This window comes from Psychrobacter sp. I-STPA10 (genome assembly GCF_021012795.1).
Lineage (GTDB): Bacteria > Pseudomonadota > Gammaproteobacteria > Pseudomonadales > Moraxellaceae > Psychrobacter.
Genome location: NZ_VFYU01000025.1, coordinates 179,206 through 195,086 on the forward strand (window position 1 = coordinate 179,206; position 15,881 = coordinate 195,086).

Annotated in this window: 16 protein-coding genes; 5 read left to right on the forward strand and 11 right to left on the reverse strand. The window is 39.1% G+C overall.

Annotated elements, in window-relative coordinates; all coding sequences use genetic code 11:
- Nucleotides 1-114: 114 nt before the first annotated feature.
- Nucleotides 115-555: a D-aminoacyl-tRNA deacylase gene (gene dtd / locus FHK89_RS12550; RefSeq protein WP_230659076.1), complete on the reverse strand. Its 441-nt coding sequence runs from the start codon at nucleotides 553-555 to the stop codon at nucleotides 115-117.
- Nucleotides 556-698: 143 nt separating this feature from the next.
- Here dtd and FHK89_RS12555 point away from each other — a divergent pair, with 143 nt between their 5' ends.
- Both FHK89_RS12555 and asd read left to right on the forward strand, forming a co-directional pair.
- Nucleotides 699-1,580 (forward strand): IS982 family transposase, encoded by an 882-nt coding sequence (locus FHK89_RS12555; RefSeq protein WP_230656379.1) that lies wholly within the window; start codon nucleotides 699-701, stop codon nucleotides 1,578-1,580.
- Between the two features lie 121 nt (nucleotides 1,581-1,701).
- The gene (gene asd / locus FHK89_RS12560) at nucleotides 1,702-2,616 is read left to right on the forward strand and encodes an archaetidylserine decarboxylase (protein ID WP_230659072.1); all 915 of its coding nucleotides are present in this window, start codon (nucleotides 1,702-1,704) and stop codon (nucleotides 2,614-2,616) included.
- 23 nt (nucleotides 2,617-2,639) lie between these two features.
- On the opposite strand, the gene FHK89_RS12565 is transcribed toward asd, so the two are convergent.
- The 8 genes from FHK89_RS12565 to FHK89_RS12600 all read right to left on the reverse strand — a co-directional run bounded on the left by FHK89_RS12565 (nucleotide 2,640) and on the right by FHK89_RS12600 (nucleotide 9,318).
- Nucleotides 2,640-2,981, reverse strand: coding sequence for a hypothetical protein (locus tag FHK89_RS12565; protein WP_230659070.1), 342 nt, complete (start codon nucleotides 2,979-2,981; stop codon nucleotides 2,640-2,642).
- A gap of 138 nt (nucleotides 2,982-3,119) precedes the next feature.
- Complete coding sequence (locus FHK89_RS12570; RefSeq protein ID WP_230659068.1) at nucleotides 3,120-3,743, reverse strand: DUF1287 domain-containing protein; 624 nt, start codon at nucleotides 3,741-3,743, stop codon at nucleotides 3,120-3,122.
- Nucleotides 3,744-3,760: 17 nt separating this feature from the next.
- A complete protein-coding gene (locus FHK89_RS12575; protein WP_230659066.1) occupies nucleotides 3,761-4,438 on the reverse strand; it encodes an HD domain-containing protein in 678 nt (225 codons plus the stop codon).
- Nucleotides 4,439-5,014, reverse strand: a complete 576-nt coding sequence (locus FHK89_RS12580; protein WP_230659064.1) for an isochorismatase family protein — start codon at nucleotides 5,012-5,014, stop codon at nucleotides 4,439-4,441. It lies immediately after the preceding gene.
- Nucleotides 5,015-5,160: 146 nt separating this feature from the next.
- On the reverse strand, nucleotides 5,161-5,553 hold the full coding sequence (locus tag FHK89_RS12585; protein ID WP_230659062.1) for a hypothetical protein: 393 nt from the start codon (nucleotides 5,551-5,553) through the stop codon (nucleotides 5,161-5,163).
- A gap of 231 nt (nucleotides 5,554-5,784) precedes the next feature.
- Nucleotides 5,785-6,003, reverse strand: coding sequence for a YgdI/YgdR family lipoprotein (locus tag FHK89_RS12590; protein ID WP_230659060.1), 219 nt, complete (start codon nucleotides 6,001-6,003; stop codon nucleotides 5,785-5,787).
- 390 nt (nucleotides 6,004-6,393) lie between these two features.
- Entirely contained in the window at nucleotides 6,394-6,768 is a 375-nt protein-coding gene (locus FHK89_RS12595) for a response regulator (protein WP_230659058.1), read from the reverse strand.
- A gap of 39 nt (nucleotides 6,769-6,807) precedes the next feature.
- Complete coding sequence (locus tag FHK89_RS12600; protein WP_230659056.1) at nucleotides 6,808-9,318, reverse strand: ATP-binding protein; 2,511 nt, start codon at nucleotides 9,316-9,318, stop codon at nucleotides 6,808-6,810.
- 459 nt (nucleotides 9,319-9,777) lie between these two features.
- On the opposite strand from FHK89_RS12600, the gene FHK89_RS12605 reads away from it, so the two are divergent.
- Nucleotides 9,778-10,218 carry a leucine-rich repeat domain-containing protein gene (locus FHK89_RS12605; protein WP_230659054.1) on the forward strand — a complete coding sequence of 147 codons (441 nt, stop codon included), beginning with the start codon at nucleotides 9,778-9,780 and terminating at the stop codon, nucleotides 10,216-10,218.
- Between the two features lie 101 nt (nucleotides 10,219-10,319).
- Here the strand turns inward: FHK89_RS12605 and fadA are convergent, their stop codons facing one another.
- Both fadA and fadB read right to left on the reverse strand, forming a co-directional pair.
- On the reverse strand, nucleotides 10,320-11,492 hold the full coding sequence (fadA, locus tag FHK89_RS12610) for an acetyl-CoA C-acyltransferase FadA (RefSeq protein ID WP_230659052.1): 1,173 nt from the start codon (nucleotides 11,490-11,492) through the stop codon (nucleotides 10,320-10,322).
- Nucleotides 11,493-11,537: 45 nt separating this feature from the next.
- Nucleotides 11,538-13,709, reverse strand: coding sequence for a fatty acid oxidation complex subunit alpha FadB (gene fadB, locus FHK89_RS12615; RefSeq protein WP_230659050.1), 2,172 nt, complete (start codon nucleotides 13,707-13,709; stop codon nucleotides 11,538-11,540).
- A 654-nt stretch (nucleotides 13,710-14,363) separates the two neighbouring features.
- Here fadB and FHK89_RS12620 point away from each other — a divergent pair.
- Together FHK89_RS12620 and FHK89_RS12625 are read left to right on the forward strand one after the other, a co-directional pair.
- Complete coding sequence (locus FHK89_RS12620; protein ID WP_442966573.1) at nucleotides 14,364-15,299, forward strand: polyprenyl synthetase family protein; 936 nt, start codon at nucleotides 14,364-14,366, stop codon at nucleotides 15,297-15,299.
- Between the two features lie 36 nt (nucleotides 15,300-15,335).
- A complete protein-coding gene (locus FHK89_RS12625) occupies nucleotides 15,336-15,779 on the forward strand; it encodes a diacylglycerol kinase (protein WP_230659047.1) in 444 nt (147 codons plus the stop codon).
- Nucleotides 15,780-15,881 lie beyond the last annotated feature (102 nt).

Below are 15,881 nucleotides of genomic sequence, written 5' to 3' on the forward strand. Positions count from 1 at the left end.
ATGAACGATTTATGACGGTTATATTACAACGTATCAATATGACAATGAGATGACAACCAGATGATAAACCCTCTTTTCTCATAAATTAAGCCATTTAAATAACTCAATCAATGACTACTCAACTTCCAATAAAAAATTTATCGGACCATCATTGATTGCCGACACTTGCATATTTGCACCAAATTCACCCGTTGCCACTTGCGTATACTGCGTCTTAGCGTATGTGACCAATTCGGCAAATAATGCCTCAGCTTCACTAGGCGACATGGCAGGGGCAAAGTCAGGTCGCCTTCCTTTACGAGTATTTGCCATCAACGTAAACTGCGATACCAATAACAAGCCGCCACCCACCTCTTGCACATTTTTATCAAGCTTATCCTCTGCATTAGCAAAAATACGATAGGTCAGTATTTTATCCACCAGTTTTTTGGCAGTCTCTAGGCTATCGTCATGCCCCAAACCAATATACGCCAAAATCCCATGTTCAATCTGTCCAATGGTTTTGCCATCAACACAAACGCTTGCCTGTGTTACTCGCTGAATCACTGCCCGCATAACTACCTCATTAAATTGATGATTAAAACATGATAAAATAACCCAATATAACCTGAATTCGGGATAAGCGAGGTATTAAAAAAGAAGTCCAAAATTGTTAAAGTTAGTTTACCAAGACAAACTTAACAAAAAGGACTTCTTACATGGATAACCTAACCGAACTATACTGCCATATTGACGACTTTTATCAACAATTCAAACCAGAATTTGAAAAGCAGCTTATCGAAAATGGCAGAAAGCGATTAAGAGCATGCAAGATAAGTGTACCAGAGATAATGACCATATTGGTACTGTTTCATCAACTACGTTATCGGCAATTTAAAGGCTTTTACTATCATCATATGCTTGGCATGATGAAAGAATACTTTCCTAATCTACCGAGCTATTCTCGCTTTATAGAACTGATACCTCGCAGCATAATGCCGCTATGTGTTTATCTTAAAAGCTTAATGGGACATTGCACTGGTATTAGTTTTATTGATGCTACTAAACTATCAGTCTGTCATAACAAACGAATCAAACGTCATAAAGTTTTTAAAGGTATTGCTGAACGAGGCAAGACAAGTATGGGTTGGTTTTATGGATTCAAGCTGCACGCTGTTATTAATCATCATGGTGAATTACTGGTCATTAGAGTAACACGAGGCAATATAGATGATAGAGTTCCACTTAAACAGGGCATGGCAGATGATTTGTTTGGCAAGCTATTTGGAGATAAAGGCTATGTTAGTCAGGAGCTTAAAGAAACACTCTTGGAAGATGATATAGACTTCATGACTAAGCTACGTAAAAACATGAAAAAGCAGACGCTTGACCCTTTTGATGAAGGTCTACTTAATCAACGTTCTTTGATTGAGACGGTATTTGATGAGTTGAAGAACTTGTGTCAGATTGAGCATTCTCGTCATCGTAGTGTGTCTGGTTTTGCTGCCAATTTATTGGCAGGATTGGTTGCTTATTGTTGGTTTCCACTTAAACCATCATTGAAAAATGTATCTGCTTATAGACAAGTAGCAAAAACTTAATTATTTTCAGTTGGTTAGTAATTCCCTTATCCCGAATTCAGGTCAATATATTATTTTATCTCTCTATTTATTAACTTCATATTAATAATGACGCATCCACATCATCAAGATATTAACCATTATGAATAACATTGATAACAAACCCACCAAGAAACGTGGGAATAAAAAAGCACAACTATTTACCACCTCACAGTATATCGTACCACAGCAACTACTTAGTAAAGTAGTGGGTAAGGTGGCTGCCAGCAAAAACCCACTGGTAACAAAAGCGTTTGTGCATACCTTTGCCAAAGTATATGGCATCAAGATGAATGACTATGCTCGTCCAGATTTAGATGATTATGACAGCTTTAATGACTTTTTTACGCGTGAGTTAGCAGACAATGCGCGTCCGATTGACCAAACACCAAATGGTATCGTCTCGCCTGCTGATGGTATGGTGTCACAAATCGGTCGTATCAATCGTGAACAGATATTGCAAGCCAAAGGGCGTGAGTATGACATTGGACATCTACTTGCCTCAATCGAAGAAGGCAGATATTTTCAAAATGGCACGTTTGCCACCGTCTATCTAGCACCAAGCAACTACCACCGAGTGCATATGCCCTTTGATGGCACACTCATCAAAACCCGCTATCTTCCCGGTACATTATTTTCGGTTAATAACACCACTGCCGATAATGTGCTTGATTTATTTGCGCGCAATGAGCGCATGGTATGCTTATTTGATACCGAATTTGGCACTGCCGCTGTGGTCTTAGTTGGTGCAATGATTGTTGCTGGCATCGAAACGGTTGCTACAGGCAAAATGAAACGTAGTACAACTACCATACAAGAACAAACGCATCATATACCACTAAAAAAAGGCGATGAATTAGGAAGGTTTTATTTAGGCTCAACCGCCATTGTGATTTTGCCTGAGGCTGCCAATACACAGTGGCAAGTCGGTTTACAGCATGAATCTGTGATTAAAATGGGTGAGCTGATGGGGACTGCCAGTGTCTCTTCACAAAAAATGGCAGGTGCGAATATTTGAATCTCAGTACAAGAATAGAAAGCTTAATTCGTTATTGTTGGTATGATAAACACCCCACTATATAATGGGATTAATATCATCACAGCTTGCAATAACACAAATCCCATTAATAAAAAAAACCATGTCTTTTTTTTAGCCAGTACTGATAGCAGCAATAGCCCAATATCCAGTATTGGCAATAACCACAGCAGATGAGCAAATCGTTGTAAAATAAAATAACTCTGATGTGGCTTTGCGCCAAAAGAACGGTATAAATCAGAAAAGTATGGCAATACCCCAAGCGGCAAAGCAAGTGTTAATAGCAGCAAAAGCAGGACTTCAATGACACAAATGCTGGTTAATATAATAAGCGTTGATTTTTTCATAAGATTGAACTGGCAACAACTACTAAGTCGGCAGTGAGTATTGAGTGCTTGAATTTAAGATAAGATTATTTTAACCATGATGTTGATGATATGATTTTAATAGTATAGTTTTATTGGCATGGCTTCAATAGCTGAGTTTTAATACCGAAAATGCCCTGAGATAGGATAGGCAAATAAAATATCATTTTCCTGGGTCCCACGCCCAATATTATGAATAATCAGCGGTGTACCATTCATGGTTTTTTTATCAGAAACGATGCCAATGTGAGGTAAGTTACCATTGGGCAGTCGCCAAGTCACAATATCGCCTACTTTAAAGCTACTTTTATCTGTTAATGATAAACTCTGCCCACGATGGGCAAAAAATACCTCAAGATTGGGCACACGCCGATGGTCAATATTGCTATCTGTACCACTTAGCCCCCAAATTTTGGGATAAGCAGACCAGTTATTTTTCATGTCGTGATTGACCAATTGTTGCAAATCAATGTTTTGTAGGCGATAAGCACGAATAACCACATCGGTACAAACCCCTATATGCTGAGGCACGTCACCTCGTGGAAAATCTAGCTGACGATAAGCAGGGTCATAGCCCACCGTCACCCCGATTTGTTTTTTGGCATCATGTGCCAGTTTATTACCAGAACTGACCACACCTGCTTGAGCTACTGTAGCAATAACACTACTCAAAAACACCATCAGTCCGATAGCAATAAACCTATTTTTTAAGCGTTTTAAGCCTATTAAAATAGTGGTTATCATAAGTATGCCTTGCTCATTTACTCATCAATCAGCCAACCCATTTTAGTAGCGTGTTCAATCTGCACATATATCCAATGATGAATAATTGGAAACTCGTTGGCAATAAACGCATGTGCTGCCGCTACTTGCGAGCGGCTAACGCCCAAATCTTGCCACGTTCTGCCTTTTGTGTTGATATTAAGCAAAAATGGCAACAGCCTATCAACCACTTTAATCAGCTTCGCTTCACTGCTTGCTCCTGTTTCTTGCGCTTCCCATATCGCTACTAAATCGCTGATACCATGCCCCGCGTGATTTTGTAAACGCTGCATACCTTGACGCTCAGCAAGATGAGCCTCAGAACGCTGAGGTGCATACAAAAAGGTATCACCTGCATCTATTTCACCCAAATCATGTACCAATGCCATCTTCAATAAGCGTTCATGATTAAGTGGTAACTCAAAATAGGTAGCAATCGCCCAAGCTGCCATTGCTAAATGCCATGAATGCTCAGCAGAGTTCTCAAGCCGACTGCCACCCGTGATATAACTGCGCCGCTCAATGTGTTTAAGCGCATCAAGCTGTAGTAGAAACTGGGTGATGTCTTGCATGGTATCCATACTTTCTACCACATTTTCTGTGGTGCCTTCTACAGCAGTTTCACTAAAGCTTGCTACAGTATTATCAACATCACTATTCATTGAAATTGATGGCATCTATTTCACCAAATTACTGATGGTCTTAAATGCAGGGTCTTTTGAGCTACGACACAACTCAAACAATATCGCCTCAGTAGTGGTAATCACCGCACCTGCTCGGCGCATACGACGTATGGCTTGCCTGCGGTCATACGCATTACGTGAACCTGTAGCATCAGCGATAATAATGGGTTGCATGCCATTATCAAGCAAATCTAAAGCTGTTTGCATCACACAAACATGCGTCTCTACCCCAAATAACAACACGGCATTGCGATTTTGCTGTGCCAGATAGTTCCATGCTTCGTCATCATCGCAAACACTAAAGCTGACCTTTTCAAATTGCTGCCCTTTAGTATTACCTAATACCGCCATAATCTCAGGGACAGTCTCACCCAGTCCCTTTTTATATTGTTCATTGTGCATGATTGGTATATCTAATGCTTGTAGCCCTTGGAGTAAGGTAACTGTCTTTTGGATGATTTCTTGATGGCGATAGATATGCGGAGTGAGTTTTTCTTGTACATCAATCAGCATTGCCTGACAGTTATCACGCATGATGCGGTAGGTTTTATCGGTCGTAATCGTGGACATAGTTCTCTCCTTGTTTATGCGAAAGTTATCATTAAAATTGATTAGCGGTCACATTCATTCCATTGCGATATAATCCATATCTTACTGATAAATGGATAGACTTTTATTAAGACACAGTCTAACAGTTCCGTCAATCACCAGTTAAGTTAATCACAGCGTCCAGTCACCGTTAATTGCCGCTCAAACTGTCCTAAATGCCCATAACTGCCCACTTTACTAATTAACCCCTTGATACAAACCCTATCCATCTGATAATAATGACTATAAATACCACGTTGCTTTGCCAGCTCATCAATAATTGATTCTGGGTCATAGACATGATACTGCTGACCTTGCGGTGTCATTAAGCTAAAAACTTCTACTGTTTTATTCACTGCACCTTTGATTGTCTGTGGCTGTAATGTCTTTACATTATGCTCATCTGCTAATTTGGCTGAAATATTTTTAGCATTGGCAAGCAGTGCTACCCCTGTTCCAATTAGACTAATCAAAGCAACTTTTGCCACTGTTTTTGAGCGATTTTGGGTACGTGTGGACATGCTATTTTCCTTCTTCCACTATTTCTCATTTTATGTTTGTATTGACAGTAACTGTGTTAGTAAGTCTGAATGATTGCTAGTGATTATTAAATATTAAATACAAAAAACGCCTCTAACATTATGCCAGAAGCGTTTTAGTTACAAGTGATAATATGTGCTGTTATGGAAACTAAAAGTAGTCTGCCCTTACCTACTTGTTTTTAACTTTTATCACCAGCAGTTATCATCAATTTATAAACCAACTTCTTTTGACATCTCACCCATCTGCTGATTCACACACGCATCATTGGCGATTTTATGTGCAGCTTGTTCACTTTGACCATTGGCGATGGCAGCACGATATTTTTGTTGATACACAGGATTGTCTGATTGGCAAGGGTTACTGGTGGTGGCACAGCCCGCTAACAACATAAGCATGGCTGATGATAGGGTAATAGTTAAAAATTTCATAGTAAAAATTCCATTAATATTAATAAGTTACATTTTTTACCACCTTATTTATATACCCTTTACATAACCAATGCAATATCCTTTTGGTATAGAACTTACGCATTTTTCTAGATTATTAGCGATTGGTAATCATTACCTTTAATACTCTGAGCTGGCTGTACGTAATTCCAGAGGCTTCGTAAAAATTGCTCGCCGCTTTATAAAGCGAATATCATACTTTTGCATAAGCTTTATGTTATAAAGTTGCTCAATAAGTCTTCATAAAACTGTCATTATTAGGGGAAGGAGCTGGCTTTTAAGTCCTGCCGTCCTGCCCCTATTTTAAAGAAAGGATTGGGGATGGGTTATATTTTAATTGAGTCAATCAAGTTGAGAGTAGGATTCAAACCTTTAGCGTTTTAACTGATATTTAATCAATTTATTCAAAGCATTAACTAATTCCTCTTCACCAAAGGGCTTACACAAAAATCCACGTGCGCCATATTTAAGGGCTTTTAAAGCTGTTGCCTTATCGCTCAATGCGGAGACAACCAAAATACTAACCCCTGTCTCTTTAGCAATAATTTTTTGAATACATTCAAGACCATCCATATGCGGCATGGTCAAATCCATGGTAATTAAGTCAGGTTGATGCAGATCAAATTCTTTTAATGCTTCTACGCCATCGCCAGCAGTGGCAACAATTTCGATATTATCTTCTTTAAAGCTTCGTTCAATACGATTTCGCATGATGTTAGAATCGTCGACAATCATCAATTTATGCATATCTTTTCCTAATTTATTTGGTTTGTATAAGACACTAACTTAAACAAGGGGAATAACAATATTAAATTTGGTACTTTCACCTGTGCGACTCTCACAATTTAAAGTACCACCCAGTGCTGCCACTTGCGATTGGATAATATCCATTCCCATGCCCCTACCTGCATCCTCAGTAATATTTTCAGCAGTTGAGACACCGATTCCAAAGATAAGCTGTGTTACCTCATCTTGAGTTAACGTATGGGCACGCTCACTACTAATGACACCTGACTCAACAGATGAAGCAATGATTTTATCTGTTTGCAAACCCTGCCCATCATCATAACAACTAAATAAAACACAATTTTCAATCTCATCATGCATCAGATTAATTTGTATACTACCAATGGCTGGTTTACCCATTTCTTTTCTAATAGCAGCAGGTTCAATACCATGAACCACACTATTACGTAGCATCTGAATACAAATATCTTTAATTCCCATTTGTAAAGTTGCAGAAAGTTTACTATCCTCCCAATACTGACACTGTAACTGAACTTGTTTATTATAACGCTTGGCAATGTCTTGCACGAACTGAGCAAGCTGTAATGCCACTACTGAGTCAGATGTTACTTTGCTAACAAACATCGCTGTTTCATTTGTTTTACTATCAGAAACAACATCACACATTTCACTTTCTGACTCTAAATTTTCTAGCTGAGTTATTTCTATATTTTCAAGGCTTACATTTGCTGCATGTTCATCTTGAAGTGGCTCTGACTGTATTATTTCAGGTTTAGAAGTATTTAGTGCCTCTACTTCAACTTCACTCTGATTATTTTCAATAATCGCATTCGTAGATTCAAAATTCTTGGAACTAGCTTCTATACTTTGATCAGTTTTTTCATTTATCCCATCTATTTCATCATTATTTACTTCATCATTATTTACTTCATCATTATTTACTTCATCATTATTTACTTCATCATCGTTTACTTCATCATTACTATTAGAATCTATTATATGTATAATTTCCTCTTCTGTTGGATTTTCATCTAAATGATGAATGCTCGTATTTTCTAATGTTGATTTCTTACCATCATATAAATTCAGTTGTGTTGCCAGTTGTGATACAAATTTAGTCAACTCATATAAAGAATCAAAACTCACCGCCATTGCCAAAAAGTCATTACCCACCAAATCTGGTTTATTTATCAAGACTTTAACATGTTCTTCAGTTTCATGTGCCAAATCAACAAAAGGTAATAATCGTAAAAAAGATGCCTCACCTTTTATACTATGCATTTGTCGAAATATTTCTTGTGCCTTTTGCTGCATTTCGTATGTTTTTGCACCGGGTGTTTTTAAAATATTATTCACAATTTCCAAACGAATAAATGTATTGTCCAAAAAGGTCTGGAGCATTTCTTTATTTAATGACAATATATTGCTTAGCATTTCAATCTGACGGCTACTTTGTTGTTGCTCGTCAATCAAGCGTCTTTCTAGCTCTACCGCTTCAGAAACATCACTGACTCTGACCAATACCCTATCGATTTCTTCCTCTTTTACCACTCGATAAAAATCAAAATCTAAATAGCGTATAACTGGCATCCCATTATCATCATTACTTGCCACTTTTATGCGCTTTAAAGGGTTTAAATCCGTAATTAATTCTTCTACTACCCAAGGACTATAAAGTTGATCAATAAAGGTTTTGGTATTCTCTAAATCTTCTGCACTAATACTATCTTCTAATAGCTGAGTAAATTTTTTACCAGCAATATTTTCTTTTTGTAACATTCTTTTTAATTCAGTTGAATACTGGTCAGCAATAACCAAATCTTTATCTACTAAAAATAACCCTTCCTTGATGGTTATTAGAATATCTTGAATTTGTTGATTTGATGTTTGTAAATTTTCTTCAGAAATTAATAGTCTACGAACAAAATAAAAAATAAACCATAAAAAGTATAACGCCGCAAAAATCATATCAATAAACAAAATATATTTAGCAATTTCTGTCCAATATTGGTTATTTTCAAACCTATCTGCATAGATCTTATCAATGGTATCATAAATATTATCTTTATTTTCATAAGCATAATTTGCTAATGCTTGATTACTATTATAGTTGTTTCCATCAATCGTAGAATCAATATTATTTTGATATATTTGCCAAACTTGACGTAGTTCGCTTAATGCTTTCCGACTAGTCTCCGAATCAAGGGCAGAAACATCAATATAACCTTCATCTCCATAATTATATTCATAAGTCCCACCCTTATCCAGTCGCTCAATTAAAGTATTAATTTCTGCCTGCGCCTTTTGTGTCTGCTCAATAATCTGTGGTCGCTCATTGGGTTGTGCCAAACTCAGTTGTTGAATATCCAAAGCTAAGTTATAAAATTGGTCACTCATCTCACCAGCAGCATAAATGATGCCTGAGTTACGCTCTACGTGATAATTAACAATATAGTTACTCAGTAAAATACCTGAGATTAATAGTACAAAAGCCAATAAAGATAAAAACAACACTCTAAATCGAAATAGCTTGCTAAAAAATGACAACATAAAAAACTCACAATATTAAGAATGGTATTATTAAGAATAAAATATAAATATAAAAGAATTACTCACCCTACCATCCATAGTAAAGCGATGATGGTGAATATGTAACATGATAATACTAATAAAAAACTTTCATTATTTAATTATTTTTACTATCTATTTGCGACTAAATGACTTAAAAAAGCCACTAAAAACCATGTCTGCTATTGCTGACTTCCTTCCACACACTCCTCACATGAATCCTACATGGCAATCATGATTCATTCCATATCACTAAATGCCAATTATGACACATATATTACCATTCACTTACAATAATATAAATAAGACTAACACAAGAATTTATCCTTAAACCCTAACAAAGCAGTTAAAAATTAATTATTATTGAATATAATTCAAAATACATTTTTTATCGACAAAATGACTCAACGATAAATATGACATCAAATAGGAAAGATAAGTATGACTTTGGCTCATCATGATAACTGGACACAAAAAATCTTTGCGTGGGCAGATGAGTTTGAGATTCCAGAGAATGAAGTACCAAGAGATAAAGAAAAACTGCTGGCGATAACAGAATTAAATCTTAATCGCTATGATGAGAACAAAGCTCACCTGCCCAAAATTACCTATTTACCTAATGAAATTGGACAACTGACTAATTTAGAAAGGCTTAGTATTGGGAATAATCAACTAACCCAACTGTCTGAAAGTATTGGGCAACTCACTAAATTAACAGAGCTTAATATTCGTTATAATCAGCTCAGCACATTACCTGAAAGTATTTGTCATCTAAAAGAGTTAAGGCAACTTGATTTAACAGGCAATCCACTGACTGAGTTATCAAAACCTGTCAAAGATTTTTTACGTACCATACCTCGTGTTCATGGCTACAATAAATAAGAATCATAACAAATAAAAAAGACAGGTTACCATTAGCAACCTGCCTTTTTAACATCATTCAAAAGTTAACATTAATCAAAAACAGTTAAATAAATCGATGATTAGATACGCTCAATCACGGTTGCAATACCTTGACCCAGACCAATACACATGGTCGCAAGTCCAAACTGCGTACCTTTTTGCTCCATCGCATTGAGCAAAGTAACGGTAATACGAGCACCAGAACAGCCCAGTGGGTGACCAAGTGCGATTGCACCACCATTGACGTTGACGATGTCTTGCTTATCTAACAAGTTAAGCGACTTTAATACCGCCAAACTTTGTGCCGCAAAGGCTTCGTTTAGCTCAATAGTTTGCATGTCATCAAGGCTCATGCCTGCACGTTTTAGCGCTTTTTGGGTAGCAGGAACAGGACCATAACCCATGATGGCTGCATCACAACCTGCTACTGCCATACCACGAATACGTGCACGTGGTTTTAGCCCCAAATCTTGTGCTTTTTGTGCTGACATCACTAACATGGCAGACGCACCATCAGACAATGCCGATGAAGTCGCGGCAGTCACAGTACCACCTTTAGGGTCAAAAGCAGGACGTAATTTTTGCATAGATTCTAAAGTGGCGTCAGGGCGAATCACTTCATCAACGGTACAAAGCTGTAGATGTCCGTTTTCGTCATGACCTTCGATACCAATGATTTCGTTATCAAAGCGACCTTGCTGTGTCGCCTCCCAAGCACGACGATGTGACTCAAGACCAAACGCATCTTGCTGTTCACGAGTAATGCCGTTCATACGACCCAGCATCTCTGCGGTTAAGCCCATCATGTTTGAGGCTTTGGCATAGTGCTTTGAGGCTTCAGGGTTGATGTCGATACCATGCATCATACCGACGTGTCCCATATGCTCAACACCACCGATGATAAAGGTATCGCCTTGACCAGTCATAATTTGTGCTGCGGCAGTATGTAGAGCTTGCATAGATGAGCCGCACAGACGGTTGACTGTTTGCCCGCCCGCAGTTTTTGGAATATCAGCAAGTAAGCCGATGTTACGCCCGATGTTCATACCTTGCTCTAAGGTCTGATTGACACAGCCCCAAATCACATCTTCCACATCATTGGTATCAAAGTCATTACGCTCGACTAAAGCACGCACCAATTCGGCTGACATGCTATCGGCTCGCACGTTGCGAAACATACCATTTTTTGATTTACCCATTGCCGTACGTACGCCATCTACGATGACCACGTCTTTTGGACTTAAAGTTGTCATACTAAACTCCTTTCAATTTTTTTATATTTTGGTGTCATCGTTATACTAAGCGGTTTTTGACGCAGTGGGATAAAACTTCTCACCAGCGGCTGCCATGTCACGGATTTTTTGTGGTGCTTCATAGGCTTTGCCAAGATGAGCGTATTTTTCACACAATGCTAAGTAGTTATCCAAGCCCATTTGGTCGATGTAACGGCAAGGACCACCACGGAACGGTGGGAAACCAACGCCCATAATCATTGCCATATCAGCCTCAGCAGGGGTAGCGACGATGTTATCTTCTAGGCAACGCACGGTTTCGTTACAGAAAGCCAGCATCATACGGTCAATGATGGTTTGGTCATCAAACTCTTGGCTGCCATTATCTGTCACTGCTTTTAGTAGCTCATAGGTGGCATCGTCAGCGACTTTTTGTGGCTTACCACGTTTGTCTTTTTCGTATTTGTAGAAGCCGACGCCATTTTTCTGACCTAAGCGATTGTTTTCAAATAAGTGCTTAATCGCGCCTTTATAGTCAGGTTTCATACGGTCTGGGAAACCTTCTGCCATCACTTCGGCACCATGCACGCCAGTGTCTAAACCAACCACGTCAATCAAGTAAGCAGGACCCATTGGCCAGCCAAATTTTTCCATGACTTTATCAATGTGTACAAAGTCTGCTCCTTCTTTAAGCAGTAAATCAAATGCACCAAAGTAAGGGAACAACACACGGTTTACCAAAAATCCGGGACAGTCATTGACCACAACAGGCACTTTACCCATACGCTGTGCTAGGGCAACGGTAGTAGCAATCGCCTCTTCAGAAGACTTTTCACCACGAATAACTTCGACCAATGGCATACGGTGTACAGGGTTGAAAAAGTGCATACCGACAAAGTTTTCTGGACGCTCTAATACTTCGGCTAGATAAGTGATAGAAATGGTTGAAGTGTTTGAGGCTAGGATACAGTCGTCTTTAACCAAGCCTTCGACTTCTTTTAATACGTCATGTTTCACTTTTGGATTTTCGACCACCGCCTCGATAACGATATCAGTCTCACCAAAGTCACCATAATTTAGGGTTGGGCGGATACGGCTTAGAGTTTCGCCCATTTGTGCTGGGGTCATGCGGTCACGCTCAACCATTTTGCCAAGCAGTTTGCTTGCCTCACCCATACCCAAATCAAGCTGCTCAGCTTTGATGTCTTTCATGATGATGTGCAAGCCTTTGCTGGCGGCTTGATAAGCGATACCACCACCCATGATACCAGCGCCCAATACTGCCGCTTCATTGATGTCGTGAGCTTTGGCACTGTGCTGTTTTGCCAGTTTTTTCACTGCTTGGTCATTTAAGAAGATACCAACTAAGCTTTCTGCTTGTGGTGTCTTGGCGGCTTTGACAAAGTTATTGGCTTCTACTTCGATGGCTTTGTCACGTGGCAAATTCACGTGTTTTTCAATCGCTTCAATGGCTAAGGCAACAGCAGGATATTGTTTTGGATTGGCTTTGGCAAAAATCATGCCCTTAGCACTGTTAAATGCCATCGCTTGCTCAAGTTGGTTTAGCTTAACAGGGTTTAGTTTTTCTTCACGTTTGGCTTGCCAATCAAGCTCACCTGAGATGCACTTTTTGACCAAATCAATGGCAGCATTTTGTAAGTCATCAGCAGAAACCACCGCATCAACCAAGCCAAGTTTTAACGCATCGGCAGGTTTTTGTGGTTTACCAGTAGCGATTAGCTCTAGTGCATTGTCGATACCTAATAAGCGTGGTGTACGCACGCTACCACCAAAGCCGGGGAAAATACCAAGCTGAGTCTCAGGCAGACCAATTTGTGCTTTATCACTCATCACACGGTATTCACATACCAATGTCATCTCACAACCACCGCCTAAGGCAGCCCCATTAATGGCAGCAACTTTGGGGAATGGTAGGTCTTCAAAACGGTTAAATATTTGGTTAATTTCAAGTAGCCAAGATAGGATTTTTTCTTCTGGCTCTTCAAAAATACTTAAAAATTCGGTAATGTCAGCACCAGCGATAAACACGCTTTTGCCAGAAGTAACGACAAGACCTTTGACCTCATCCGCCTGCTCTAAGGCACTGACTGCCTCAGCAAACTGTTTATTGGTTTCAGCATCAAATTTATTGACGCTCTCATTTTCGGCATTAAACTGCATATTGGCAATGCCATCATCTAGCATTGATACCGAAATGCGATTACCTTGATAAATCATTCCTCTCTCCTCGTTTTTTCTGTGGTTGTTTGTGTTGTTATGATATTCATTCAGAACGCTACTTAGTGTAGGGGATTTGCCCCCTCACTGTCACAATGTAACGCCTGACTCACAAGTCATAAACTCTTGCACGACTATGAATTTTTCTTACAATTTTTTATCGTAAAAGTGATGAAAATGAAGTAGCATCTAGCTTTGTGTAATTTAGATTACCCTTACTTTAGACTAAAAAAATGACGAAATATAGTGAAATAAAAAATATTAATAAATTGTCACAAAGCTTTTATTTTCTAAATAAAGACAGTAATACTGATTTATTCAGCAGTTAAGACGTATTCACCTCAGTTATAATATAAAAACTTCATCTTATATAACAAAAGCACTCATACTCATTGAAACAGCTATTTAAAAAATTGAGCAAACAAGCGTTTCATAGAGATTGACACATAATAAATGCACAAAGCCATATATAATATGACAGCGACAATATAATATGTACTCAGCAGAAAATAGACTTTATCAAACATTCACCTTTAGCTTACCGTATCCTATATGTCATCTTTAACTTCCCAAACCACTCAGCCAAGCCACCCTACTCATCATACTGATGATACTCAATTCAGCTTTCAGCAAACGCCAAACTTTAATGTATTTATGCAAAACGTGCTGTCTGTTTTAGAAGATGATATTGCCGCTCTATTTGGCAATGAACAACAAAGCAGTTTATCAAATGTTACGTTTGTCACCTTACCTGAACCACTTAAAGCAGCCTGCCACTATGCCATGACAGGCAGTGGGAAACGGGTGCGCCCTTTATTAGTTGCTTGTGCTTTTAGTAGCGTTAATCCTCAGCAACCATTAAACCATGCTTGCCGCCGTGCCATGCTTGCTGTTGAGCTACTACATGCTTATTCACTTATTCATGATGATCTACCTTGTATGGATGACGATGATTTGCGCCGTGGACGTCCAACTTGTCATATTGCCTTCGATGAAGCAACTGCTCTACTAGCAGGTGATGTATTGCAGACATTAGCGTTTGAGGTGCTAACATCAGATATATTAGGCTTTAAGAGCATAGATGACAGCATTGCCATACAACTACTAAATACTTTTGCTCCTCGTGCTAGACGTATGGTGGCAGGACAAATGCTCGACTTAAATGCTGAGGGGCAGCAAATCAGTCAAGATGAATTAGAAGCCATCCACCGTGATAAAACAGGAGCTTTAATCGAAGCGGCAACCATGATGGGTGGTATCTGTGCTCATGCCAATAGCGAGCAAAGCACAGCACTACAGAGCTTTGCTACTCAAATTGGACTGGCATTTCAGGTACAAGATGATATTTTGGATGTGACTGCCAGCACTAACGACTTGGGCAAGCCTGCGGGCAGTGATGAAAAATTGGATAAATCTACCTATGTGAAATTGATGGGGATTGAGCCTGCCAAAGCCTATGCCAAACAGCTTTTTATTGAGGCAAAAGCTGATTTACTAGCACAATTTACTAATTCTAACTCTAATGACAATATAAGCGAAAATAATGCGTTGATTGAATTGGCAGAATGGCTATGGCAACGCAATAAATAACTAAATTAAGTAAATAAGCAAAAAAAGGCACACAGTATGCAAGACCCCAAACATTCTCGCCACGCCAAGTATACCCCCGATGCAGGGGAACAAGTTGCAGAAAGTTTTGCGGCTGAAGTCAAAGGTAAAGGTGGTGTTAGCCGTATTGTCAAAGCATTCGGCTATTCTCGTGATGGCTTTATGGCAGCCTACAAAAATGAAGCAGCTTTTCGGCAGGTACTATGGCTAAATTTAGGGCTATTTGTGGCACTGTTATTTATGCCGTTTGCTTTAGCGATTAAAATGATACTAGTGTTTGCCTCGTTTGTATCCTTGATTGTTGAGCTATTTAATACGGGGATTGAGGCAAGTATTGACCACACCTCCACCGAGCGTCACCCCTTAGCAAAAATTGGTAAAGATGTCGGTTCTGCCGCCCAGTTTTTGGCATTAACCCTATTATTTATTTTGTGGGTGATGGCATTAGCGTCAGCTTTTTGATGGTGTTCTAAAAAGTATGCTACCCCCTCCCTAACCCTCCCCCAAAGGTGGAGGGAACTGTTCCCCCTCCCACTGGGAGGGGGCTAGGGGGAGGGCTGAGAC